General features: G+C 48.4%; 23 protein-coding genes and 1 tRNA gene. 11 read left to right on the plus strand and 13 right to left on the minus strand.

The window, feature by feature from the left end:
* Nucleotides 1-27: 27 nt before the first annotated feature.
* From IEY24_RS13160 to IEY24_RS13185, 6 genes are all read right to left on the minus strand, one after another.
* Nucleotides 28-1,194 carry an ABC transporter permease gene (locus tag IEY24_RS13160; RefSeq protein ID WP_188932751.1) on the minus strand — a complete coding sequence of 389 codons (1,167 nt, stop codon included), beginning with the start codon at nucleotides 1,192-1,194 and terminating at the stop codon, nucleotides 28-30.
* 33 nt (nucleotides 1,195-1,227) lie between these two features.
* Nucleotides 1,228-2,472, minus strand: coding sequence for an ABC transporter permease (locus tag IEY24_RS13165; protein WP_188932752.1), 1,245 nt, complete (start codon nucleotides 2,470-2,472; stop codon nucleotides 1,228-1,230).
* A 70-nt stretch (nucleotides 2,473-2,542) separates the two neighbouring features.
* Entirely contained in the window at nucleotides 2,543-3,205 is a 663-nt protein-coding gene (locus tag IEY24_RS13170) for an ABC transporter ATP-binding protein (RefSeq protein ID WP_188932753.1), read from the minus strand.
* Nucleotides 3,206-3,360: 155 nt separating this feature from the next.
* A complete protein-coding gene (locus tag IEY24_RS13175) occupies nucleotides 3,361-4,809 on the minus strand; it encodes a TolC family protein (protein ID WP_188932755.1) in 1,449 nt (482 codons plus the stop codon).
* On the minus strand, nucleotides 4,806-6,050 hold the full coding sequence (locus tag IEY24_RS13180) for an efflux RND transporter periplasmic adaptor subunit (RefSeq protein WP_188932757.1): 1,245 nt from the start codon (nucleotides 6,048-6,050) through the stop codon (nucleotides 4,806-4,808). Before IEY24_RS13180 ends, IEY24_RS13175 begins: the two co-directional genes overlap by 4 nt.
* A gap of 189 nt (nucleotides 6,051-6,239) precedes the next feature.
* Nucleotides 6,240-7,526 (minus strand): asparagine synthetase B, encoded by a 1,287-nt coding sequence (locus tag IEY24_RS13185; protein ID WP_229222226.1) that lies wholly within the window; start codon nucleotides 7,524-7,526, stop codon nucleotides 6,240-6,242.
* A 157-nt stretch (nucleotides 7,527-7,683) separates the two neighbouring features.
* Here IEY24_RS13185 and IEY24_RS13190 point away from each other — a divergent pair, with 157 nt between their 5' ends.
* Together IEY24_RS13190 and IEY24_RS13195 are read left to right on the plus strand one after the other, a co-directional pair.
* Complete coding sequence (locus IEY24_RS13190; RefSeq protein WP_188932759.1) at nucleotides 7,684-8,928, plus strand: ABC transporter permease; 1,245 nt, start codon at nucleotides 7,684-7,686, stop codon at nucleotides 8,926-8,928.
* A gap of 114 nt (nucleotides 8,929-9,042) precedes the next feature.
* Nucleotides 9,043-9,126: transfer RNA gene (locus IEY24_RS13195), tRNA-Leu, on the plus strand.
* 536 nt (nucleotides 9,127-9,662) lie between these two features.
* Here IEY24_RS13195 and IEY24_RS13200 read toward each other — a convergent pair.
* Nucleotides 9,663-12,356: an ABC transporter permease gene (locus IEY24_RS13200; RefSeq protein ID WP_262892408.1), complete on the minus strand. Its 2,694-nt coding sequence runs from the start codon at nucleotides 12,354-12,356 to the stop codon at nucleotides 9,663-9,665.
* 15 nt (nucleotides 12,357-12,371) lie between these two features.
* On the minus strand, nucleotides 12,372-12,707 hold the full coding sequence (locus IEY24_RS13205) for a PadR family transcriptional regulator (protein WP_188932761.1): 336 nt from the start codon (nucleotides 12,705-12,707) through the stop codon (nucleotides 12,372-12,374).
* A 913-nt stretch (nucleotides 12,708-13,620) separates the two neighbouring features.
* On the opposite strand from IEY24_RS13205, the gene IEY24_RS13210 reads away from it, so the two are divergent.
* Entirely contained in the window at nucleotides 13,621-13,914 is a 294-nt protein-coding gene (locus tag IEY24_RS13210; protein ID WP_138484097.1) for a putative quinol monooxygenase, read from the plus strand.
* 101 nt (nucleotides 13,915-14,015) lie between these two features.
* A complete protein-coding gene (locus IEY24_RS13215; protein WP_188932763.1) occupies nucleotides 14,016-14,528 on the plus strand; it encodes a VOC family protein in 513 nt (170 codons plus the stop codon).
* Nucleotides 14,529-14,705: 177 nt separating this feature from the next.
* Here IEY24_RS13215 and uvrA read toward each other — a convergent pair whose 3' ends face one another.
* Entirely contained in the window at nucleotides 14,706-17,222 is a 2,517-nt protein-coding gene (uvrA, locus tag IEY24_RS13220; RefSeq protein ID WP_188932765.1) for an excinuclease ABC subunit UvrA, read from the minus strand.
* Nucleotides 17,223-17,908: 686 nt separating this feature from the next.
* On the opposite strand from uvrA, the gene IEY24_RS13225 reads away from it, so the two are divergent.
* The 3 genes from IEY24_RS13225 to IEY24_RS13235 all read left to right on the plus strand — a co-directional run bounded on the left by IEY24_RS13225 (nucleotide 17,909) and on the right by IEY24_RS13235 (nucleotide 20,415).
* Nucleotides 17,909-18,499, plus strand: coding sequence for a TetR/AcrR family transcriptional regulator (locus IEY24_RS13225; RefSeq protein ID WP_188932767.1), 591 nt, complete (start codon nucleotides 17,909-17,911; stop codon nucleotides 18,497-18,499).
* 100 nt (nucleotides 18,500-18,599) lie between these two features.
* Nucleotides 18,600-19,367 carry an SDR family oxidoreductase gene (locus IEY24_RS13230; protein ID WP_188932769.1) on the plus strand — a complete coding sequence of 256 codons (768 nt, stop codon included), beginning with the start codon at nucleotides 18,600-18,602 and terminating at the stop codon, nucleotides 19,365-19,367.
* A gap of 46 nt (nucleotides 19,368-19,413) precedes the next feature.
* Nucleotides 19,414-20,415 (plus strand): NADP-dependent oxidoreductase, encoded by a 1,002-nt coding sequence (locus IEY24_RS13235; RefSeq protein ID WP_188932771.1) that lies wholly within the window; start codon nucleotides 19,414-19,416, stop codon nucleotides 20,413-20,415.
* An 89-nt stretch (nucleotides 20,416-20,504) separates the two neighbouring features.
* Here IEY24_RS13235 and IEY24_RS13240 read toward each other — a convergent pair whose 3' ends face one another.
* Nucleotides 20,505-20,732, minus strand: coding sequence for a hypothetical protein (locus tag IEY24_RS13240; protein WP_188932773.1), 228 nt, complete (start codon nucleotides 20,730-20,732; stop codon nucleotides 20,505-20,507).
* A 382-nt stretch (nucleotides 20,733-21,114) separates the two neighbouring features.
* The gene (locus IEY24_RS13245; RefSeq protein ID WP_188932775.1) at nucleotides 21,115-21,723 is read right to left on the minus strand and encodes a hypothetical protein; all 609 of its coding nucleotides are present in this window, start codon (nucleotides 21,721-21,723) and stop codon (nucleotides 21,115-21,117) included.
* A gap of 264 nt (nucleotides 21,724-21,987) precedes the next feature.
* Between IEY24_RS13245 and IEY24_RS13250 the strand changes: the two genes are divergently transcribed.
* Complete coding sequence (locus IEY24_RS13250; protein WP_188932777.1) at nucleotides 21,988-22,425, plus strand: hypothetical protein; 438 nt, start codon at nucleotides 21,988-21,990, stop codon at nucleotides 22,423-22,425.
* Nucleotides 22,426-22,752: 327 nt separating this feature from the next.
* Here the strand turns inward: IEY24_RS13250 and IEY24_RS13255 are convergent, their stop codons facing one another.
* Nucleotides 22,753-22,947 (minus strand): hypothetical protein, encoded by a 195-nt coding sequence (locus IEY24_RS13255; RefSeq protein WP_188932779.1) that lies wholly within the window; start codon nucleotides 22,945-22,947, stop codon nucleotides 22,753-22,755.
* Between the two features lie 118 nt (nucleotides 22,948-23,065).
* Here IEY24_RS13255 and IEY24_RS13260 point away from each other — a divergent pair, with 118 nt between their 5' ends.
* Together IEY24_RS13260 and IEY24_RS13265 are read left to right on the plus strand one after the other, a co-directional pair.
* Entirely contained in the window at nucleotides 23,066-23,530 is a 465-nt protein-coding gene (locus IEY24_RS13260) for a response regulator (RefSeq protein ID WP_188932785.1), read from the plus strand.
* Between the two features lie 82 nt (nucleotides 23,531-23,612).
* On the plus strand, nucleotides 23,613-24,083 hold the full coding sequence (locus tag IEY24_RS13265; RefSeq protein WP_188932787.1) for a response regulator: 471 nt from the start codon (nucleotides 23,613-23,615) through the stop codon (nucleotides 24,081-24,083).
* A gap of 98 nt (nucleotides 24,084-24,181) precedes the next feature.
* Here the strand turns inward: IEY24_RS13265 and IEY24_RS13270 are convergent, their stop codons facing one another.
* Complete coding sequence (locus tag IEY24_RS13270; protein ID WP_188932789.1) at nucleotides 24,182-24,619, minus strand: hypothetical protein; 438 nt, start codon at nucleotides 24,617-24,619, stop codon at nucleotides 24,182-24,184.
* Nucleotides 24,620-24,754: 135 nt separating this feature from the next.
* Here IEY24_RS13270 and IEY24_RS13275 point away from each other — a divergent pair, with 135 nt between their 5' ends.
* Complete coding sequence (locus IEY24_RS13275) at nucleotides 24,755-25,306, plus strand: YciE/YciF ferroxidase family protein (RefSeq protein ID WP_188932791.1); 552 nt, start codon at nucleotides 24,755-24,757, stop codon at nucleotides 25,304-25,306.
* Nucleotides 25,307-25,313: the final 7 nt, after the last annotated feature.

Consider the following 25,313-nt stretch of genomic DNA (forward strand, 5'->3'; position numbering starts at 1 on the left):
CGGTGTTAATTTTGAATGACTGAATCATTACTCCTCATGCAATGCCACCGCCGGATGTATCTTCGCGGCTTGCTTGCTGGGGAACCAGGCGCATAGGGTTACAATGATATAAATTACTGCGACGGCGGCCAAGATCGCTATGATGTAAATTTCTTTATCGAGGTCAAAAACGTTCATGAGCGGGAACTGGACGGCAAACATAAGGCCAATAACAAGGCTGAAAGTAGCCAGTACCCATATTTCGCCCAGAAACTGGCCGGTAACCTTGGCTTCCGTGGCTCCCATGGCGCGGCGCAGCCCGATTTCGCCTTTGCGTTTCGAGATATTCAGGTTGAGCACACCGAAGAGGCCCAATGCAACATTTGTCAGCAAAAACCCGCTGACTATCAGAAATATCAGCACCGGCACGAGCGTCAAGTTCTCCCGATTTTTACGCGAATCTTTGAGGTAACCTACTTCCACACCCCAGCCGGGTAACATCATCGCGACGTCCTTCACGAGCCGCGCTTCGAAGTTCGCGTCCGTACCCGCTTTGGTTTTGATAAGGATATTCGAATTCCAGCGGTCGTTTTTTTCCAGGAGCTGAAAAAGCCCGGGTGTATCCGACATAAACTGCCCCTTAGCCTTGAACCTATCGACAACGCCTACCACCTTATAGAAAGTCTTATCGTCACGTTTGACGACCTTATTCAGCCCCGATTCATTTTGAAACAGCTTGTCTTCCATCGCCTGGTTAATCACGATCGGGACATATTTTCCTACCAGGTCGGCGTCGGTATACCACCGGCCTTTTTTAAGCGGCAGATTCAGCACTTTGGCAAGCTCACTGTCGGTATAGTAAAAATCAGCGCCCACATCGACCTTATTATAAGTTACCGAATTGCCGATCTGATTGGCCGAGAAGGGTGTATTGCTGCTCATACGGCTGGCCACCGTTACTTCGGAATACGACCGCACGCGTTGTAGGACACGTTGTAACTTTGGAGCCAGTTCGGTAGTATCCTGGTTGGAGGATAGTTCAAGGTTCCATACCTGTTCGTATTGGAAGCCGATGGGTTGCAGGTAGTTGCGCAGGTTGAAAACAATGAGCGTGAGCACGCCGAAAAGCACCATAAAGGCAGCCCATATCTCGATGATAAGCAGGGAATGCGTGCCTTTTTTATTCCATATCAATTTAAAAAGATGTCGTAGCATGGCTATTGCAGGGTTAAAATGAGAGAATCAACGTCACGCTTTCAGCGCTTCCGCTATTTTCAGTCGCGACATTCTGAAAGCCGGTAAAACGCCCGACAGTAACCCGAAAACAAGGCATACTAAAATGCTGATCAGGAACACCGGCAGATTGATCGTGAGATCCGCATAGGCGATCCAGCCGCTGGAATTGATGAATTGGATGACCAGGAAAGTGAGTATCAGGGCAAATGCGCCTCCGATGAAGGTAATGAACACGTTTTCGATGATAAACTGCCACAAAAGCGCTTTCGAAGGCGCCCCGAATGCCTTCCTGACGCCGATCTCCGACGCGCGTTCGAGAATGCGACTTACATTGACATTGACCAGGTTCACAGCCGGCAATCCCATGATCATCAGCAGCACCAGCCCAACGATCGCATAAAGTGTAATGCGGTCTTTGTCGCTGCGTGTGAACATAGTAACGAAATGATCGAAATAGGTATCAGCCTTGACGATCAGGACGTTGAACTGATTATTGTTGGAATAATCGGAGCGCGGAATGCGGGCAATGTAGCTATCGAATTCTGCCTGCACGGTCGGAAGATCGGACGGTTTTTTGGCCAGCACAATAGCCACGAACCGTCCACGCATACCCTTTCCTTCGTAATTGCTTTTAGGGGCGGTATAAGGGAAATACACATCCGAATAGGTGTAAACCCGCGTCGGAGGACTGCCCTTCACGACCCCGATCACCCGGAAGTTAATATTCTCGATGTCAATCGTCTTTCCCACCACCGTTTCCGCATCATTTCCAAAATATTGGTCGCGCAACGCATCTGTAATAACCGCCACATGGTCGGCATTTCGGATATTTGTTTCATCATAAGGCTTACCTTCGAGGAATTCAAAGTCGGTCACGGACCAGAAATCGACATCGGTGTATTTGGTATTCAACTTGATCCGCTTTCCATTCGCGTAAGCGTTGGAGAAGCTAAAATTGCTCATTATCGCCACGCGTTCCACCGATTTGAGCGACTTTGCATACTTCATCAGAAACTCGAAGGAAGCGGGCCCCGACGACATCGTTGTATTGGCCGAATCGGTCTGTATTACGGAGGCAATGTATAACGACCGTGCGCGTTTGTTCTCGGGATAATGCGGGCCGAAAAGGTGGTCGAGGAACGAGGTGACTACCATCAGCACCGTCAGCGTTAGCGTAATGCCGAAAAGCGTGATGAAAGTATAGAAAGGATGCCGCAGCAGTACCTTCCAGGCGATTTTGATGTAGTTTGATAGCATTGTTCAATGATTGAATGAGTGAATGAGTGAATGACTGAGTGACCAGGTCGCCGGAGCGATCATTCATAATTTAACTCACCTGCGTCCCGTCAAACAGCCTGATGAGCCTGTCCGTCTTTTTCGCCATCGCTTCGTCGTGGGTCACCATGACGATCGTTGCGCCGTCGGTGTTCAGCTTTTGCAGGATGCCGAGAATTTCGTTGCCCATGGCGCTGTCGAGGTTACCCGTAGGTTCGTCGGCGAGTATGATTTCGGGCTTGCCTACAATCGCCCGCGCGATAGCGACGCGCTGCTTCTGCCCGCCCGAGAGTTGCTTCGGAAAATGCTTCATCCGGTTGCTCAACCCCACCTTTTCCAATGCTTCCTGCGCCAACTCGCGGCGTTGCTTAGCCGACGTATTCCTGTAAAGCAGCGGAATTTCGACGTTATCTATCACCGATAGATCGTTTATCAGGTGAAAGCTCTGAAAAATGAAGCCCAGCTTGCGGTTGCGTAGTTCGGCCAGATGCTTGTCGGTATATCGCTCCACCGGGGAGCCGTCAATCTCGATCTGTCCCTTCGAAGGCGCGTCGAGCAGGCCAATAATGTTCAGCAATGTACTCTTCCCGCACCCTGACGGTCCCATGATCGAAACAAACTCTCCTTTCCTGACATCGATATTGATGTTGTTCAAAGCCAGCGTCTCGATGGAACTGGTACGGTAAACTTTTTCTACGTTTTGTAATTTGATCATGGCGCGTTGCTTGTATGTTGGACGTTTTGTTTTTTTGACGGCCGATGACCGACCACCGACTGGTTGTTTACGATGAGACTGAGTCTCTTGTTTTATATTTATATGCAATCAAAATCAATAACATTAATCGGCGTTCCGCGGTCGGCGGTCCGCGGTCAATAGCTAATCTTTCGCCCCCGCTCAAAATCATAAAGCGTCAGCAGCCGCAGGCTGTAATACGCCTGCCAGTAATCCCGCAATGCGAGGATATAATCGCGTCGGGCGATGTCTTTTTCCTGGGTGGCAATGCCGAGGTCGGTTACGCTGAGGTCGCTGAGAATGAAACGCTCCTTGGCGATCTGATAGCGGTCGGCGGCAATGCCGTCGGCCACCCGCGTGAGTTTTACCTGCTTTTGCAGCATTTGTAAAAGGGTTACCTGTGTGAATATTTCCTGTTCAAAAGTAAGCTTATCCTGTTCTACCGACTGCTGGGCAAACTCCCGGGCCGCGCGGGCTACCTCTGTCCGTGCCTTGTTGCGGCCCCATGTCATAATAGGTAATGTGAGTTGCAGCTCCACAAACTCGCGATCCTGCGGGCTCACGTACACATCGCGCGGGAGGTTTCCCTGGTTCGACAGCCCGAACGTGGCATTCAAAGTTGCATTCAAGCCGTTGTTTTTCCTCGCCTCCTGCACATCGCGTTCGGCTTCGAGCAGCCTGCGCCGGAATGCTACCGATGCCGATCGGTTCGCAAACGCTTCGTCGAGCGCCATTTGCGGATCGATCGCAAACTCTCCGGCTTCGGAAGGAATACCCAATTCCAGCTCACGCTCGTCACGCGAGCTCATGTACATTTTCAGTTTCAGCGATGCCACAGCGGCACTTTGCTGGGCCGACGCCAGGTCTTTTTGCGCAGTAAGCAGCCCCATTTGCAGTTGCAAAAGGTCGTTTTGAGAGATTTTACCCAATTCCAGCTTATGCCTTGCGATCTTGAACAAAGTATCGTTGTTACTCCGGTTCTTCTCCGCGATCTGCAAATTCACCTGTGCCACCAGCAGGTCAAAATAGAAGCCTGTCGCATCCAATGCAATCTGTTCAAGCGACTGGATGTATTGCTGGTTGCCTTCCTGGTATTTCAATGGTGATATTTTTCTGTCCCATTTCAGCGGATTGTACTGAAATAACGGCTGCTTGATGCCTATCTCAAAAGGGATGCCATTGTAACGCGTCACATCGCGCTGAAAATCATCAAAGCGCTGCATTTGCTGCTGCACATACACGGTACCGCCTGTCATCGCGATACTCTGGCTGAGCGACAGGTTAAGCGTCGAGTTGTTATTCGAAACCGGCTGGAACGAAACGGTACCGTCGGGCTGCACGACCTGAATGTACGAGCGCGTAAATCCAGGAACTGTGCCCAGCAGGCTCAATTGCGGCTTATAGTCGGCCTGGAACGAGCGGTACTGCCAGTAATTAGTCTTTTTCTGCGTCACGGCCTGTTTGGAGGCAATGGATTGTTCTTTAGATTGCTGCACCACTTCTTCGAGCGTCAGCTTGCGGATTTGCGCTGAAACAGTACCGGAAAGTATGACGAAAATCCAGATGAAAAGCTTTCTCATAGTCATTGAATGGTAAGCTCTTCGAGGTGTTCGTAATCATTCATGTTGATCAGGATAACCTTTTCACCCGGTTTCAACCCGCTTTTAATCTCAACATAATCAAAATTGGAAAGGCCGGTCTCTATCGCCCGCCTGCGCGCCGATCCGTTTTCGAGGACGTATACATACTGTTTCCGCTTACCCGTAAACGCAGGACCATTGGCGACCCGCAATGTTTTGGCGCTTTTGCTCGTCACCACGTACACTTCCACCTTCATATTGGGCCTGAGCGATTCATTACGCGCATTATCGAGTTGGATCGTGAAGCCGATCACACCATCCTTCACAGCCGGCTTCACCTGCGTGATCACGCCGCGCAACTGGGCATCATTGATTTTGATAATAGCTTCAAGCCCGGCCTTTACCTGTTCGGCATACACGTCCGAGCAACTCCCTTCTACCCGAAAACTACCGAGGTCGGCCACTTTCGCCAGCATTTCCCCCTCGTTCACCGATGAACCGATATTCTCATTGACCCACGTGAGCACACCCGGGCGATCGGCGATGATGTCGGCCATTTTGAGTTTATGCTGCAATTCCTGCAAATTCTTGCCCTCGATCTGTGCGCCCAGCTCGGTTTCGCGCAAGCTTGCGCTCATCGATTCGCGGTTGTATTTCAGGTCGTTTTCGAGTTGTTGCTTTTCAAGTTCCGCGATTTTCAATGCATTCTCTGCACGGGTAATGTCCTCGACTGTGCCCCCTCCGACCTTTTGCAGCCTTTTGGCGTCCTCAAAATCGGCTTTCAGCTTATTGATATTCAGCGATTTAATTTTGTCGCTAATTTCGGCATCATACAAGTCCTTATTGAGCTTCATCCGCAACTGATCGATGCTGTTCTTTTTCAGTTCGAGCTGGTCTTCATAACGTTCGGATTCGATCTCAGTCAGGGATTTATCGAGCTCTATAATGGCCTGCCCGGGCCGAACGCGGGTGCCCGGTGTGAGCAGAATGCGTTTGATACTCGCGCGGATAGGGCTGGTGAAAATCTGCTCATAGGCCGGGATGATCTCCCCCGAAGCCGTGAGCGTGTTTTCAACATCGCCGGTTTCGACAGTCCCCGTTCTAACGCGTGCGCTTTCAAGCGTGCTGGAAAGCGATTTTTTGAAAAAATAAAACAGGGATGCCAGCACCAATACCACGGCGCCGATGATCAGCCATCGGCGGTTTCTGGTTTGCTTGACATATTCCGGTGCGATTTCCCGATCCATGTGGGTTTGATTGGAGGTTTTCAATGGAAAAAATTCATGGCTAATACACCACTATTTATCCGAAACCCGTGCCAATACTTAACCAGCTATATATCAATCATTTACATTAAAATACAAAAACAAAAAACCGTGCGATAACGCACGGTCGGTGTGATTTCAAACGTATTTCTTCCGCTGTTAACTTTCCGGTCAGGTCTTCAATTTTTTCTTTTTCGCGGCTGGAAAAAGGATGTTGTTCAGAATCAAACGGTACCCTGCTGAATTCGGGTGGAGGTTCAGATCGGTGGGCTCCTCGCCTACCCGGTGCTGGTAATCCTCCGGATCATGCCCGCCGTAGAATGTAAAGAAGCCTTTGCCATGCGTACTGTGAATGTAGCGCGCCTCTTTGGCATTTTTGTTCTCTGCGAGGATAATTACCTCCGGTTTGATGAGGCGGTTTTTAAATGCAGTAGTTTGTCCCAGAAAACCTTTGATCATGGTCTGATGGTTCTGTGTCAGCATGCTGGGTACCGGGTCCCATTTGGCCGAAAACTGGAACAGCGAGAAAAAATCATTTGCTTCGATCATCCCCCGCTCGTCGGGCTGGTTATCGATATCCGAGAACTCGATTTCATAGGGATATGGAATCGTTTTGAAGTCCTGGAATGCAAATGAATTATTGTAGTTCAGCTTTCCGTTCGCAGAGGGGTCGGCGGGTGTACCGTCGTACATTGCGTCCACAATATCGACGCCGTCGGCCGCGAGTGCGATATCGAATGTATCCGTAGCATTGCACATCGCGAACATGTACCCGCCCCCGGATACAAACTCGGAGATCCTTTTCGCTACCGCCAGTTTCATTTGCGGCACGTTATTAAACTGGAATTTAGCAGCGGTTTCTTCCGCCTCCTTTTTCTGCTCGCGGTACCAGGGATAATCTTTATACTGGAAGAATTTACCAAACTGACCGGTAAAGTCCTCGTGATGTAGGTGCAGCCAATCGTATTCCGGGAGCTTGTTATTCAATACCTCATCATCATAAACAACGTCGTATGGAATCTCGGCATAGGTAAGCACGAGCGTCACGGCATCGTCCCACGGAAGTTTGGATTTGGGAGAATACACCGCAATCCGGGGTGCTTTTTGTAGCTTCACAGCGTCCATGTTCACGTCCGGCGCACTGATCTGGTTCAGAATCTGTCCGGCCTGGCCCTCCGAGATGACCTCGAAACTCACGCCGCGCACCGTCATTTCCGATGCAAACTGCTGATTGTACGCAACCATAAAACTGCCGCCCCGGTAATTGAGGAGCCAGTCCATTTCCATTTCATAATTTTTCAGTATCCAGTAAGATATGCCGTAAGCCTTCAAATGGTTTTTTTGCGACTCGTCCATCGGGATCAGCAGGCGGTTTGCCATAGCATTCAATGAGCCGATCAAAAAAATGACGAGCGGGATGTAGAGGCGTATCACTGGTTTGATTCTTTCGACTTTCATGCGCAGTTTTACATTCAGGTAAAGATTAAAGATAATAAAGAAACCGTCACGTTCCGAAATCTACCACAAAACCCGTACCGGTTTCCGACGTACGGTGCTCTTCGGACTCCATAACTAACGACCAAAACTTGTTTCTGGTGCACCAGCTCTAAATGCCATGATAATACGCGAAAATATCGAAGAAGGCCTGCGTTCGATCCAGAGTAACCTGCTCCGGACGGTGCTTACTGCTATGATCATCGCCATCGGCATTACTTCCCTGGTGGGAATACTCACGGCCATCGATGGCATTCAGGGGTCTGTCAACAGCAGCTTCGCCGACCTGGGCGCCAATACATTCACGGTCCGCAACCGCGACGACGACAACTTTCGCCGGGGAGGCCGCCGGAGTAAACAATACCCGGCCGTTACCTACCGCCAGGCACAAACCTTTGCCGAGAAATTTAAAGCCTCTTATGCGGCCACCGCGTCACTTTCAGCTGACATTGCCGGCGCAGTACAGGTCAATTACCGGAGCGTTAAAACCAACCCGAACAGCAACGTCGTCGGCTCCGATGATCAATACCTGGGCATTAACGGCTACAAGATCGACCTCGGCCGTAATCTTGACAAGAATGACCTCGAAAAATCGCTCAATGTTGCAGTATTGGGCCAAGAAATAGCGCGCAAACTTTTCCAGCAAAACGACCCGCTCAACAAGGAGATCACGTTCATGGGCAGCCGGTATAAGGTAATAGGTGTTTTGGGCAAAAAAGGCTCGCTTGGCGGCGACAGTAACTCCGACAGACTCATCCTCATCCCGCTTGAAAGCGGTCGTGGCCTGGCCGCCAACCGCACGCTTACCTACAATATCACCGCCTCGGCACCTAACGCCACCGACGGCGATCTGATCGTGGAAGAAGCCCGCGGCATGATGCGCCGCATCCGCAACGACGAGCTTGGCAAGGAGGATTCGTTTACCATCGATCGCGCCGATGCTATGGTGAAAGATTTTGCGGAAGTCAGCGGTTACCTCCGCGTCGGCGGCTTTGTGATCGGCACCGTTACACTGCTCGGCGCTGCCATTGCATTGATGAACATCATGCTGGTATCAGTTACCGAACGGACGCGCGAAATAGGCATACGGAAATCACTTGGCGCCACCCCGCGCGTGATCCGCATGCAATTCTTGATCGAAGCCATCGTGGTATGCATCCTGGGCGGCATTGGCGGTTTGATCCTGGGAATCATTGTCGGCAATTCCATTACCGGCGTCATCAGCGAAAACAGCACTTTCGTGGTCCCATGGCTATGGATGGCAGTGGGTATTGCAATATGCGTGATGGTAGGCGTGCTCTCGGGGATCTACCCTGCCATCAAAGCCTCGCGTCTCGACCCGATCGAAGCATTGCGTTATGAATAAGCCGGTTAGCACTTGCTCACTCATTTTCCATTAAAAATCTATCGAAATTTTGCATGTAACGCTTGCTTAATACCTTTTTCTGCCTACTTTTGCACTCCCAACAAGTAAGAGAATGCCCAGATGGCGGAATCGGTAGACGCGTTGGTCTCAAACACCAATGAGGTTACACTCGTGCCGGTTCGACTCCGGCTCTGGGTACGGAAGCCCTTCAACGCAAGTTGAAGGGCTTTTTTTGTTTTTAGATCTTTCGAAAAAGCCCTTTCCGGTGTTTTTTCAGTACATTACTGGTACGACTTCGGCTTAGCCAACAGAGCCGGACTTTTGAATGATACCGCCAAAAATCCAACACACAAAATACTTAGAAACAACTGAATGACAATTACTTAATTAACAGAAATCCTTCACATTTACCTACTGGAGATTCACTGTGATTAAATTTCACGTACCACCGAACTCTACTGCTAACGGGCCGATTTCAGTATGGGAGTGACAGTCAGGGCAGTTGTAATCAGTCGGCCGCTGCAAACGTCGACGAGTGCTTTGGCCTTGATAACGGTTAATTTGTCTTGGGCACTGACATCCACAAGGACGGTCAAGCAAATCAAAATTGTGTAGATGCGAATTGTCATGAAAAAAATTTAGTGTGATCCCTCCGAAAGGAAGTCAACTATCATACCAAGGGTAGAAACCGGCTCTGCTGCTCATAATGGCCCCTTTTTTTGGACTTTGTCGTGCTATTCACTACGTAAACTTTTGACAGGATTCATCATAGCAGCTTTAATGCTCTGAAAACTCACAGTCAGCAAGGCAATCCCAATCGCCAGCAACCCTGCCAGGGCGAAAATCCACCAGTCGATTGTGATCTTGTACGCAAAATCATTCAGCCATTGGGTCAAACTCCACCAGGCGATCGGGGAAGCCAGCACCAGGGCTATCAGAATGAGTTTGATAAAGTCCTTTGAGAGCAATGCCACCACACTGCTAATGGATGCGCCCAGCACCTTCCGGACACCAATCTCTTTTGTACGTTGTTCGGCGGTGTAGGTAGCCAATCCAAATAATCCTAAACAAGCGATGAAGATAGTCAGGCTTGAAAAAAGGGTTAATACCTTTTCTATTTTTTGCTCGCTGACATAGACCTGCTCAAACCGGTCATCTAAAAACGAATAGCTGAAAGGGGCTGCGGGAGAAAACGACTCCCACTTCTGCTTCAGCGAAGCGAGAAACTGCGGAAGCTTATTAGTACGGGTTTTGATCAGGATATTGCCTGAATTCCGCCCCAAAAACATGACTAGAGGCCCGATCTTCTGCTTCAGGGATTCAAAATGAAAGTCTTCCACAACACCAATTACCCGGTAATAGGTCTTTACACCATTGTCATCCGTGTGGCCGATCAGCTCTCTTCCAATCGGATTCTTTTGCCAGCCTAACGTCCGTACTGCCGTCTCATTGAGAATAACGGCGGAGGCATCGGTAGAAAAGCTCTTTGAAAAATTACGACCCTGCACCACACGCATCCCTAGGGTAGGGATATACGCATCATCCACATAATAAAAACGGCTCATGACGCTTTGATCAGGATTTTCTTTGGACATGATAGGGGAAGTATCCATGGCTGAATTTCCAACGGGTACCTGGCCCGAAATACTACCCATGACGATCAGCGGAGACTGAATGATATTGCCGCGAAATACGGCTTCGTTGTTGCGAAGCATATGCGTATCGTGGATAACCAGCACCTGTTCGCGGTCATAGCCCAGTTTCTGGCTTCGCATATAACGCAACTGCCGATCCGCGGTAATGGTAGCAATGATCATTGCAATAGTGACAAAAAATTGGAACACCACTAAACCACTTCGGAGGTTAAGGCTTCCACGTCCGGCTGTAACACGCCCTTTTAATACCAAAACAGGCTTGAAGGAAGACAGGTAAAAAGCCGGGTAACTGCCTGCCAGCACCCCTACCAACACAGTACCCGCTACTAAACCGGCCGCTATAAGTGAATTGGCCAATAAGTTTAAGGTAAGAAACTTGCCTGTCAACTGATTAAAGAATGGCAGGGCCACGCCCACCAATAGCAATCCAACCATCAATGCCACAACCGCCAGCAAGACCGACTCAATTAGAAACTGCTGCTGCAATTGACCTTTTACCGAACCCAGCACTTTTCGTACCCCAACCTCTCGCGACCGCCCAACCGCAGTGGCCGTCGAAAGGTTCATGAAGTTCACACAGGCTATCAGCAACATAAATGCAGCAATAGCCGCAAGCACATATACATATCGAATATCTCCCCCCGGCATTAATTCGCCCCTGCTGGACAGGGGATACAAATGAATATCGGTGAGCGGCTGGAGAAAAACCCCGAAATCATCGCCCTTCTCACGAAACTGTTTCGGGGTGAGTTTCAGCCAACTCTGCAATTCACCTCCAATCTGGTTCTCAGCGAGTCGGGTAATTTTAGCCTCCAATTTTTTGTAATCGTATTTCTCGGGCAGAAGCAGATAGGTATAGAAGTTTATGCTATATATCCATCCGGTATGCTGCTCGTCATAACCGGCTAACGAAGTCAGCATATTGAACCGAAAATGAGAGTTCACTGGTACATTTCTGACCACTCCGGTAATCCGATAGGGAGTTTTTTCACTACCAAATACCAATACTTTCCCGATCGGCTCTTGATCACCGAAGTATTTCCGGGCGGTTTCCTCGGTCAATACCAAGGTGTTTGGCTCGGTCAGCGCCCGCTTCGGGTCCCCTTTCAGAAACGGAATGGTGAATATTTCAAAAAAAGAGGAGTCGACACTCAGCAGATACTCTTCTTTAAATGAGGTAGTTCCGTAGCTGACAAACTCACCTCCCTGATTCCGGATACGCGTTGCTTTTAATACTTCCGGAAACTCCTGCTGTAAGTCCCGGGCAGCACTAATGCCTAACATAGGTCCGCCAACGTCCTCACCGTTTAGCCGCACCTTGAGTCCGACCCGGAAAATCCGGTCCGCTTTCTCATTATAGCGATCAAACGACAATTCATCCTGCACATACAGCATGATCAGTATGCAGGTAGCCAATCCGATGGCTAAACCAATTACATTAATGCTGGTGGAGACTTTTTGTCTCCTCAGGTTGCGAAGCGCGATTTTGAAATAGTTTCGTATCATATCATGGCTATAAATAGAAGCGGATCGCCGCCCGGTTGAAGGATATTCCGTTTTTTTTCTCTTGATAAACGCCGGGCGCATGTAGGCCAGCGATTCCAGCCAGTACCTTCTCCTGGCTTTTGAGGCTCCCTGCAGCTGCACCCGCCGCGCATAGCGCTCCTGCAAATCACCTAATATTTCTTCACGCTGGTGTGGAGCAACAAGCATTTTTATAACGCTTGTAAGATACCGGGGTGGCTGATCTGTCGTAGACTGTTCTGATTTCATGGCAATAGAGGATGATCAGTTCCATTCCAGACGGATCGTAGGCAGGATCCGGTCCCATAACCGGTTGCGGACCGCCCTTGCCTCTTCCAGAATTCGGCCGCCCAGGCCTGTTACTGCATACAGCCGCTTCCTCCGACCTCCCCTTTCCGCAGTTGCTTCGCCCCAGACAGATTTTAGATAGCCTTTTTGTTCAAGGCGCTGCATGGCTGCGTGCACGGCACCGGATGTCACCATATTACCCGTTTCGCGTTCCAGTTCCTCCGCAATGGCGACCGTGTAAGCGTTTGGCGACAATGCTGCAACCGCTAGCAGAACGACCTCTTCAAATTCACCCAGATCACTCCTTCTCATTTATAAAACAGGGCTTAATCAGTTCCAATATATAATCTGTTTCGGTATAACAAATTGAGTGCCAAAAAAGTGAATAAGCCCAAAACCAGTAGGATCAGTCATTTAACAAACAAGACCGAACCGTAATCGTCCGAATTTGGACAATCAGTGTTCAGCCCTGGACAGCGGATGAAAATAGAAGACATGATCACCTTTGAAAGCTCATTGAAGTTTGTTGCATTCAAGAAATTGCCCCTGCTAGGCATCATCTCGTAATAATTGTTGTATGTTGATAGTAAAAACAATCCTTTTCACGGCAGAGCAATGTCGAAATCAAGTCTGAGAAATTCCTCGTTCTGGGATACCTTTTATAAGTCCAAACAACAGAACTTAAATCACTGATAGACAGAAATCAATCAACAAATTGCATCCCACCCCTGTTGACATCTTAGGACAATCCGTAAAATATCACAGGCTTGCCAATTCCGACAATCTTTGCAAATCAACAAGCAACCGGTTCGACATTTGTTCCGTTGCGGGAACCAAAGCTCCTCAGCTTGCGCTAAGGAGCTTTTTTTGTGTTTGGGAGTAAAAAAAAACAATTTTAACTCGATTTCGTATTATTCTATCGACATTTGGGTTGGCTAAGAGCCTAATATTACCTGTGTATTGGCTTCCTAACATTTGGCTTAACTCGGGCATGCCAGTGTAAAAAACCTTTGATGTTAGTAGTTTGGAAAGCTGTGCCAAGTTATTCACTGCGTTAATTCTCACAAAACCCTCCCATCTAAGACAAAGGCAGAAGTACCGCACCGGATATTTTTGCTTCCGAACGAATACCAGCAGTATAATCTCAAAGATTAACGCTTGACTTTAACACCATCCCATCACAAGGATGTATTAACTTCATTTCATTTAAACTAATCAAACAGTTATGGTAAAATTGGCAATTCTGGCAAGGCTTGAAGCTAAGCCAGGTAAAGAACAAGACGTCGCGGACTTTCTCAAAGGTGCCTTGCCTTTGGCGATGGAGGAAGCAGGTACCATCAACTGGTTTGCCCTGCAAATAGGTCCTTCCACATTCGGAATTTTCGATACATTCGAAACTCAGGAAGGCAGGGCGGCACATTTGGGAGGCGAGATCGCCAAAGCATTGATGGCAAATGCGCCGGACCTGCTTGCAGTTGATCCGGTCCTTGAAATGGTCGACTTACTGGCAGTCAAGTAGACATTGAGTACTACTACCCTTCATAATAATTGTGTTTAGGCTCTTCATCGAAAATCTAGACGCGGCAGTGATCCTATTTTTAAAATAAATAATTTGTAAGCATGTCCACTTTCAAGAATCTGTTAATCCTTGCTACACTCCTCTTTGGCGGTCTCGTTCACGCACAATCCAATTTTACAAGTAAATCCATCGGAGTCGGCGTAGTGGTAGCAGACATGCAACGTTCGTTGGATTTCTATATAAAAGGGATCGGCATGGTCAAAACCGGTAATTTCACAATCAATGCAGAATTCGGTAAACGAGGCGGTTTAACAGGTAGTGAAGCGGTCGACGTAAACATTCTTAAACTTGAAAACAACCCCGAAAGCACCGATTGGAAACTGATGAGTTTTGGCAAAAAGGCAGGTCATCCAAAGCCAAAATTCATTCAGGACGATACTGGTCTGCAGTATATCACCATTCAGGTCAAATCCTTACAGCCCATCATTGACAGGCTAAAGGAGCAAAACGTGACTTTCCTGGGCAACACACCTACGCCTCTGACAAAAGATTCACACTTCGTACTGGTCCAGGATCCGGACGGAACATTTGTGGAGCTGATCGGGCCCATGTAATCGTGAAGTTTTTCACGAAACGAACCCAAAAACTTTCATCCCTAATTCAGAAACAGCCCTTGGTTTTTACCGAAATGATTATTAATCAATGGTAAAAGAGGTTAGTTTCGATATTGATTTTAAATCATCAAGCAACCGGTTCGACATTTCTTTGATCTTTTAAATGGCGTTTTCTCATTAAAATGACCTGCCAAGATATTTTCCCGTTTGACTTGCTGGTTCACCGGCAACAGTTGCTGCCGGACCGCTTACAACGATTTGCCCACCTTCATCTCCGGCACCTGGTCCAACGTCGATCACCCAATCGCTGTTTGCGACAACGTGCATATCGTGTTCGATTACAATGACCGTATTTCCCTGATCAACCAACTTATTGAGCTGGACAAGTAAATTGTCCACATCGGAAGGATGCAGTCCTGTTGTGGGCTCATCAAGAATATATAACGTATTGCCATTCTGAGCCCGTTGCAACTCGGTGGCCAGCTTTATTCGCTGCGCCTCACCTCCTGAAAGTTCAGTAGCCGGTTGACCAAGACGCAAATATCCCAGACCAACCTGACGGACGACATCCAGCGCCCGGTTGATTTGAGGTTCAGACTCAAAAAAGTCAAATGCTTCATCCACCGTCAGGGCAAGTACCTGGGCAATATTTTTGTCGTGATATGTAATTTCCAGCGTCTTTTCATTGTAACGACTCCCATGACAGGTCGGGCAGGGTGTATAAACGCTTGGAAGAAACAAAAGCTCAACCATTACAAAGCCTTCGCCTTCGCAGTTCGGACAGCGTCCCTTTGCGACATTGAAAGAAAAACGACCTGCGTCGTACTTCCTTCCCTTTGCCATTTTGGTATTTGCAAACAATTTACGGACATAGTCAAACAGGCCTGTGTAGGTTGCCAGGTTTGACCGAGGCGTTCGTCCGATCGGTTTCTGATCGACTGGTATTAACCTGCGGATATGACTCATTCCTTCCAGGATATAGCCCGTCGTTGTTTTTGGGCTTTCTGTCTGAAGAAGATTATCATCCTGATCCTCTGTGCCAGGTATTTGTTGTCCTAATTTCTCCAAAACAAGCGCTACAAGCGCCTGACTGATCAAACTACTTTTCCCCGAACCCGATATGCCGGTGACACTGGTCAATACGCCCAATGGAAAGTCGGCATCAACGTGCTTTAAATTATTTCGGCTTACGTCCCTTAGCCGCAGCCATCCTTTCGCCTGTCTTTCAGACCTTTGGCTCCGATCCATATTAAACAGATATCGCCTTGTAACGGATCTGTCTATTTTTTCCAATCCCTGCAAGGGGCCACTGTAAAGTATTTCACCCCCCTTTTCACCCGCGCCCGGTCCTACATCGACAATCCAGTCCGCATGGCGTATGATTTCGACCTCATGTTCGACAACAAAAAGCGAATTTCCAGCTGCTTTTAACCGGCCCAGTGCCCGGAGCAATGATTGCGTATCTGCCGGATGAAGACCTGCCGATGGTTCGTCGAGCACATAGACGACGCCAAAAAGATTGGAATGTATCTGAGTCCCCAGCCGCAGGCGTTGCAATTCTCCCGGCGAAAGTGTGGGGGTACTCCTTTCAAGGGTCAGATACCCAAGCCCCAGATCGATAAGTACATCCAGGCGGGATAAAAGATCATGACCTATGCGTTGAAGCACCAATGCCTTTTCCGGATGTTTCTGGTCTAAGCTATCATTTTTGGTGTTTAGGCATGAAGATATAATATCACGTAAACTCTTGATATTTAGTTGATAAAATTCCGCAATATCCATCCCGGCAAATTTTACAGATAAAGGCTCAGGACGCAGGCGCTTTCCATGGCAGACGGGACATTGCGCGCTCAGCATAAATTTTGACACGCGCTTTTTCATTGCCTGGCTCTGCGAATTCGCGAATGTTTGCATCACATACCTTTTAACGCCGGTGAAGGTGCCCATATAGCTAGGTTCCATTTTTCGCGCCAGGGCTTGTTGGACTTGTGCCATAGTAAGTCCGGAATAAACCGGAACAACCGGCTGCTCCTCCGTAAACAAGATCCAATCCCTGTCTTTCTGCGGCAGATCACGCCAGGGTATGTCCACGTTGTAACCAAGTGTCATCAATATTTCCCGCAGGTTCTGCCCCTGCCAGGCGGTGGGCCAGGCTGCGATGGCTTTCTCCCTGATCGAGCGTGAATCATCGGGCACCATCGAATGCTCTGTCACTTCATAGACAACCCCCAGGCCGTGGCATTCCGGACAGGCGCCTTCCGGGGTATTTGGTGAAAACGATTCTGCATATACGATCGACTGACCCGCAGGATAGTCTCCCGCCCTCGAATACAGCATCCTGATCAGATTTGAAATCGTTGTGACGCTGCCCACTGAAGAGCGCGTGCTTGTGGCTCCCCGCTGCTGCTGCAGAGCGATAGCCGGAGGAAGACCATCTATACTGTCGACCTGAGGAATAGACATTTGATTAAAAAGCCGTCTTGCGTACGGAGAGACTGACTCCAGGTAACGACGTTGCGCTTCGGCATACAACGTCCCGAAAGCAAGTGATGATTTACCAGAACCCGAGACACCGGTAAATACTACCAGTGCACCTCTGGGAACTTCCAGATCGACATTCTTAAGATTATTCTCTTTGGCTCCTCGTACTTTAACGAAGTCAGAAGCAGGTAGCGATGGTGATTCTTTTGACATTAGATCTGGGATAAAAATTGACCATAAAAAATAGTCCCAGAGCTTTGGCAATAGTTTTCTGGAAGTTCGTGTTAAGCAAATCTCGTAACTTTATTTGATCCCTCGCAATCAAATCTTAAAGTCGTGAAGGTTGTGCGCAAATTGAAGAATGTGAAAGACCTGAAAAATTTAACATAAAAGGGAGAACGAAGAATAGGAATGAGAACCAACTTAAATTGAAAACGGTCACAATGGTTATTAGAATCATACCATTCACCGAGATTGCCCAACGCAATACTTGATAACCGCGAATATCTACCCTACTAACTTCAAATCTCCCGGTACCATTTTCTTCCGCCATATCTTACTTCATGCCAAAATTTTCCGCTCAGGTATTGGGTAATCCTGACCAAACCCCTGGCGTTGCACTCCCCAAGGTAAAGAGATTCCAAGGAATCGGCTCGTTTTGGGATACCTTTTATAAGTCCAAACAACGGAACTTAAATCACTGATAGACAGAAATCAATCACCAAAATTGCCTCCTACCCCTGTTGACATCCTAGGACAATCCGTAAAATATCATAGGCTTGCCAATTCCGACCGGCACCGGTTAGCATTAAAATTTAATGGTGGAAAAAAAAACAGAAGTTTTGTTAGAAAAATAAACTATTTGGTATATTTTTGTCAAAATAAATTCTTGCCAAGACATGCTTAGCAAAGCGGAAAGGACCAAACAATTCATATTAGAAACAGCAGCACCCCTTTACAATGAAAAAGGCATATCAGGTGTAAATATAGATGACGTGCTGGCAGCGACCCGGTTGACGAAGGGTTGTCTATACGGGCATTTTGAAAACAAGGAAGACCTTTCCGGACAAGTAGTTGATCTGTTATTGAAGAAAATATCTGACAAAATCCACTTGGCAGTAGCGGAAAAGAAAACGTCAAAAGGAAAAATTTTCGCGTTTCTGGACTTCTACAAAGACCCAATAGACACCTATATATCAGGCGGTTGCCCAATTTTCAATACTGCGGTGGATGCAGACGACAATTACCCGCTTATCAAAAAGAAGATAGCTGGCGTGTTCCGGGCTGGCCAGCAGGATCTTATAAATGTACTTACCGAAGGAATCAGTAACGGAGAATTCTCTTCGAATCTCGATGCCCCGGTGTTTGCTTTTAAATTAATGGCATCCATAGAAGGTGGTATCGTTATGTGCAGAACGATGGATACTGCAAAGCCGATGCAGTCACTAATTAAAAGCCTGAAGGCCGAACTGGAACAATACGAAATCTAATTTTTTTTGATATAAAATAGACCAAAAAGTATATTTATGCCGAGCATTAGATGAGAAATTCGTTAGCAGCTCGCACCCACAATCTCAAACTTTTAGTACTATGAATCTGAACAACAAAACAATCCTGATAACCGGCGGTGCATCAGGTATAGGTCTGGAAGCGGCAAAGCAGTTTTTGGACCTCGGGGCCAGGGTGATTATTACGGGCAGAAGCCAGCAGAAACTGGATACAGCAAAAAAATTGTATCCGAAACTAATTGCCATCCGAAGCGATGTGGGCAATGCCGCAGATTCCGCACTTCTCCTCGACAGGGTTAAAGAGCTGGGTGGTATTGATATCCTCTACAATAATGCAGCTGTCCTTGTCCCACCCTCAAATCTGGGGATCGCAAACGACAAGCATGCAGAAGGTGCAGCCTACGAAATGGAAGTTAATTACCTGGGTGTCATAAGGCTGAATAATCTCTTTATAGATATGCTGCAATCGAGAAAAGAAGCTGCGATTATAAATACAACATCGATATTGAGCGAAGCACCTTCCTTAATTGAGGCGACTTATTCGTCGTCCAAAACTGCGCTGGCCTTTTACACGACATCGCTTCGCGAGCACTTGAAGATTATCGGGAGCAACATAAAAATATTTGAACTTATCCCGCCGCTAGTCGCAACGGAAATGACAGCGGACAGAAACGACAAAAAAATATCTGCGGAAGAAATGGTCAAAGGCCTCATCGAAGGTTTACGAAAAGAGCACCGAACCATCCGCGTGGGCGACGCAAAAATCTTCAATCTAGTTAACAGGCTCTTCCCGAAAATTGGTTTTGGGATACTTAATCCGAAGAAAAGCCATCAGCTTTTGAGAAATTAAAGGTCTTACGTAAGACGATTCAAAGAACTCAGTCTCCTGAAAAAACATGAAAGCATTTCAAATCAAAAAATACGATAAAAAAGCAGCGCTTCTACTTGCGGAGGTACCCAGGCCATCTGTGAAAGACAATGAAGTTTTGGTAGAGGTACACGCCAGTGGCTTGAACCTTCTGGACTCGAAGATCAAGTCAGGTGAGCTTAAAACGATACTACCTTACCAGTTTCCATTAATCCTTGGGCATGATGCCGCCGGGACGGTGATCCAGGTTGGTAAAAATGTAAAACACTTCAAAGTCGGTGACCCCGTTTATGCACGTCCGGCCGATTTTTACATCGGAACATTTGCCGAATACATTGCCATCAATGAAAACGACCTGGCTTTAAAACCAAAGAACATTTCAATGGAAGAAGCGGCATCTATCCCACTCGTCGCTTTAACCGCCTGGCAGGCACTGGTTGAAATCGGCAATGTACAGAAAGGTCAGAAAGTCTTTATCCAGGCAGGATCCGGAGGTGTCGGCACGATTGCTATTCAGCTGGCTAAATACCTGGGAGCAACTGTGGCGACAACAGCCAGTGAAAAAAGCTTTGACATACTAAAAAGTCTTGGTGCGGATGTACTGATCGATTATAAGAAACAGGATTTTGAAAATGTATTGCAAGATTATGATCTTGTGCTTAACAGCCAGGACACGGCTACACTTAAAAAATCGCTCCATGTACTCAAACCGGGAGGCAAGCTAATTTCAATATCCGGGCCGCCAACACCTGATTTTGCAAGAGCGATCGGTGCTCCCTGGTACATAAAAATGATTCTCTCCCTAACCAGTTCAAGCGTACGGAAAAAAGCGGAAAAACTCGGTGTACAGTATTCGTTCTTGTTCATGAGCGCAAATGGTAAACAGCTGCACGAGATAACAAAACTGATCGAATCGGGAGATATCAAACCTGTTGTGGACAAGGTCTTTCCGTTCGCCCAAACCAATGAGGCACTTTCCTATGTAGAGAGCGGACGGGCGAAAGGGAAAATTGTGGTTAAGGTCAGGTAGAGGCGTGGCGATACCGCGCGGAACGTTACCCAGGCCTGCTCAACCGAAATGGTGTCATTGAAAGATAAGGTATATGTTTCCCGGCATCTTCACACTCCCAATCCGTATGAATTCAAAATCCATTTCAAAACCTTATCCCGCTCCTTCTCGGTTTCGAACCGCCACCGGCCTATCTCGACCAGTCCTCCCGCGCTTGCATTCGTTGGCAAGCGCTCGAAGATAATTTCAAAGCCGCTTGCATTGTCTTTGTTGATACTATCGATAAAATCCAGGTTGATCGCGCGCTGCTGTTTTTCGTTGTGTATGAAGGTTGGCATAGCTGAATAGTTTGAGTTTGTAATAGTTACCCAACATACCCCAATCCCCACATACATCCAAGCGATTGTCATGGAAGGAAGTTTATCCGGGATGAACCGTTCAAATCCATGATGGTATTAACCCAAAAAATTCACCAGTACCAACGGCGATTCCTGGTATTTAATTCGACCCGGCTGTTATCGGTCAACATCGCAACGCCGTTTTTCACCGGTTTATGCTAAAAACCCTGGCCGCGGCACAAGCTGGAGCCGGGTCGGTATCCGTAAAGTTGAGTAGCTGTTTCACTGCGTACACCCGGATGCAAGATAATAAGTGCGCTGCCTATGGGAGGTATTGCTGGAAGAGCAATGCCGTGCGACGGATCGCACGGCGCCCGGTACTTCACTTTAACAGCCCTTCGACCAGCGCTTGCCATTGAATTTTGGAAAACACTTTTTCACCAAACAGCCCTGTGATGGCATTTCTAACCTTGTCGATCAACGAGTCTGATTCGGTGTTAGGATTGATATTGCGGTCGTAAATGGCCGCTGTTACGAGCGTGTCCTCCCGTGTAATAGTGAATGTGCTGGTCGAATTTTCGTCGTAGAAATGGGTAGGCTTATCCTCCCCCGACCCCGGCGCTGCAATCGGGCGTACCCGCAGCGCTGTGCTTTGTGCCTCTGTGGAATTAACCCTTTTGATTTCCTCAATTTTCACCCAGTCGTACCCCTCGCCCGATTTTGAGCCAGGACCGGGGATATCGATTTTAATCAGTAATCCCTGCTGCGCCATACCGTCGACAGGGTTCCCGGCAGAATCGGCCAAGATGAAGCGGGCAAGCGCCTCTCCGGCCTCGTCATGCCATTGATTGACGTTGAGCAACCTTCCTTCGGCTTGAAAAAAGAAGGCCTTCGCTGTGGTAATATCATCAAAATCGCGGCTTCCCTCGGCTGTTACCGATTCGCCGTGATGCTGTCCGGGTACAGTGCCCGTATAAGTTTTGTCCTCCATGATTGTGTACGGTTAAAGTCGATTGGCATTGAAATTTAAAAGACGTAACAACAGCCAGGCAGCGTCGCCATTCGAAAACATGCGCGTCAAAATAAATAAACATGCCAGACCAAATCTGCCGCGAAACTTTAACCGAGCGCATTTGTGGAAAAACCTCAACTAGGCGCGTGTTTTGATGCTGGTTCGGTTTTTTCGTGTCAATAGCTCATCACAAGCAGCCTGCAAGGCTGCTGATGTATTTCTTCATCCAAACCATAAACATCTATGAAACCAGAGATCAGAAACATGCTGGGAGGGATCACAGGGGCTGTCGTGCTTAACCTGGTCCATGAAGTGGCCAAACGCGTTTCCCATAAAGCCCCGCGGGTTGACCTGCTCGGGGAAGAGGCCGTTACTAAAACCGTCGAGGCGATGGGCCTGGAAGCCCCCACCGGCGAGGTCCTGACCGCCTCCACATTTGTGGCCGACCTTGCCAGTAATGCGGGTTATTATGCCATGATCGGTAAAGGTGATGACGACACCATCCTGCTCCGCGGCGCTGGGTATGGCCTTATTGCCGGATTGGGCGCAATAGGGCTCGCCAAGCCGCTGGGTCTCAATGAAAGCACGGTCGCCAGAACCGGTGAAACCAAGTTGCTCACAGTAACCTTCTATCTGCTGGGCGGGCTGGCGGCGGCGCTGGCGATGAAGAGCCTTCGGTAAGGAACGCCATCGCGCCGTGCCATTGCGGCAATTCATTGAGGCAATCCTATTGCGATAAGGCGGCCCATCAGATGAATAAGCAGCAAAAAACTGGTGAAAAGGCGGTGCGCTCCGCTAATCGCTTAGCGGAAATAATTACAAATAGCACATAGAACAACCTAGGAGAAATTGGGGAGCGAGAGTATTTCGTTCCGCGAACGCTGACGCGAAAAATACACACATCCTAATGCGATCACAGCCACACTGCTCAACAATGCCCGGCGCCCTGCTTTTTCGGGACCATGGGTAGCGACACTACACCATCGCGGTTCGTCACTACCGGTTCGGCTACATACCGGCCGTAGCGCGGCACAGCGCGATCAGCAAAATTGAGGGCCAGGTCTGCTGGCGCATTTCCCGCCCCTCCATCAGTTTCCCATGCCCTGTGGCGACGATTTCAGGAGAAAGATCGGCAAGTGCATTGACCGACTTATCGGCCTGGTACCAGTTGTAAGTGAAATATTTAGGCGGCCCGGAAATCACCTTCCGTTCGTTTTTGATTTTGAGTTTCTGGCGTTAAAAATTATGCCATCCGCCTTCCCTGGCATGGATTTGTTTGCCTTTTAATATCTACGATTTCTATTAGCCATTAGCAGACAAAATGAAGACTATTTATCTTGCCGATGACGACGAAGACGACCGCATGCTGATCCGTCTTGCGGTGCAGGAGGTCATCGCCCCGGTGCGGATCGTCGAGCTGGACTCGGGCGACGACCTTATCAAACTTATCGGGAATCAAGGCATATCGGATGACCCCACGGTGATCATCATGGACATGAACATGCCCCGGTTGAGTGGGCTCGAAACGCTCGGCATCCTGAAACTGAGCGATGCCTCCCGCCATATTCCGGTCGTAATGCTATCGACAACTTCAAACCGCGCGCTGGTGCGCGATGCTTATGAGCGCGGGGTCAACGCGTTTCTTGAAAAACCGGTGCACGAAGCGGATTTTGTGAAGCTGGCTAAGGCGGTCGATACCTGTTTTATGAATGCGAGCCACGTCACCGATGAAACGCCTGCTCACGCTGGATTTGCTCGTAAATATCCATCAGCTCCTGGTGGGTAAAATTTGTCGACATTTTCTCTACTGCCCATGACACGACCGGCGAGGAGATGCACGGAAAACAACACACATTCTAACAATTACCATGAGCAAAAAAGAAATTTACCTTGTCGAAGATTCAAGCGACTTTCGCCAACTCCTAAGGGGGATTTTCACCAAATTCCTGCCTGAATACCACGTCAGATTTTTCCAGGGTGGCCAGGAACTTTATCAGTATATGGTATTCCAATCGGCCGAGCAGTTCCAGGGCCGACGCCCCGCACTGATTATTCTCGACCTGCAATTGCCTAATATCAATGGGGTTGAACTCCTGAAACTCATCCGGCAGACGCCGGGTAATAGCGAAACAGAGTGGAAAACGATCCCGGCTGTGATCCTCAGCGGCAGCACCAGTCAGGACGACATCAACCATTGTTACCAGGCCGGTGCCAATTCATATTTTGTTAAACCGATTGATTTTGAAGAGCTTCAAACCTTGCTGAAAACGCTGTGCCGCTACTGGATCGACTATAACCGTCTTGCTAAGGCTGGTGTTCCCAAGCAGATCCTGCGTTAATTATGTAAGCTTCGGTTCATTTGTTCGGGGTCTGTACAAAAAAATCCACAGTGCCCAAAACGGCACTATGCAGCCTATACCAACAACCTTGCCGCTTCTTACTCCTCAATTCCTTCTCCCGCGGGTGCCCGATCTGCAAAGTCCTGCAATACTACTTCCCGGTCGGCCAGGTCACGCCGCATGGTCTCGTCGACTACGAAGCTTATTTTACTTCCAAACAGGCGCTCTCCCGTGTAGAAACGGCTGTCCTGGTAAACATTCTGATCCGAAGGCAGATAGCCGTACGCCAGGTTGTAGCGCTCTATAAATGAAACGAGCGCATGGAACATTCGCTCCCACCAGGCAATGTCCTCTTGGGGACTTCCCATTCCGGGGACGTGTGTACCCGTATATTTTTGCTTGGTAATGTGAACCCGGTACACATAGAGCCGGCCGGACTCTATGTGAAGCATTTTAAAGCGTCCCGAAAAACCGGCGGGCACGCCGTCCAATGCAACTTTCGTTGAAAAAACCAAAGTTTTAATCGTCTCTGACATCGCATTATTGTGGTAGTTGGTGAGGTTGTGCAATAACGCCGCCCTCTGAAACCGATGCGACAGCAACTTGTATACCAGTCTTAAATGCGCTGGAACATGTTTTGCTGAAATGCTCCGATTTTAAACCATGTAACTATGAAAGAGCAAACAAACTCAGAACCTAAATTCAAGACAAAAACCTCGACTACCGCTGAACCGGCCCTATATGAATTATTTCTGGACTGCCTCCGGGATATTTACTGGGCTGAAAACCACCTGGTGAAAACCCTACCCAAAATGAGCCAGGCCGCCAGCTCGAAACAGCTGGTGGGTGCGATTGAACAGCACCTTGCCGAAACAGTGGGACACGTGTCGCGTATTGAGCAGATTTTCGGGCTTTTGGAACAGAAAACCATTGCCAAGAAATGCGACGCGATGGAAGGGCTTACCAAAGAAGGGGAAGGGGTGATCGAAGGTACCGATGCCGGTACTGCCACGCGGGATGTGGGCATAATCCTTTCATCACAAAAAGTTGAGCATTATGAAATTGCCTCCTACCTGGGCCTGATACAGCTCGCAACCACCCTCGGATTAGAAGAAGTGGCTGATATCCTGGCACAAACCCTTGCAGAAGAGCAGGCTAGCGACGAGCTGCTGGCTTCGATCGCGGAAAATGACATTGCATACCAGGCTTCGCAGGAAGCTTAATTTAACC

Origin of the sequence: Dyadobacter endophyticus, assembly GCF_014641595.1 — a bacterium.
Lineage (GTDB): Bacteria > Bacteroidota > Bacteroidia > Cytophagales > Spirosomataceae > Dyadobacter > Dyadobacter endophyticus.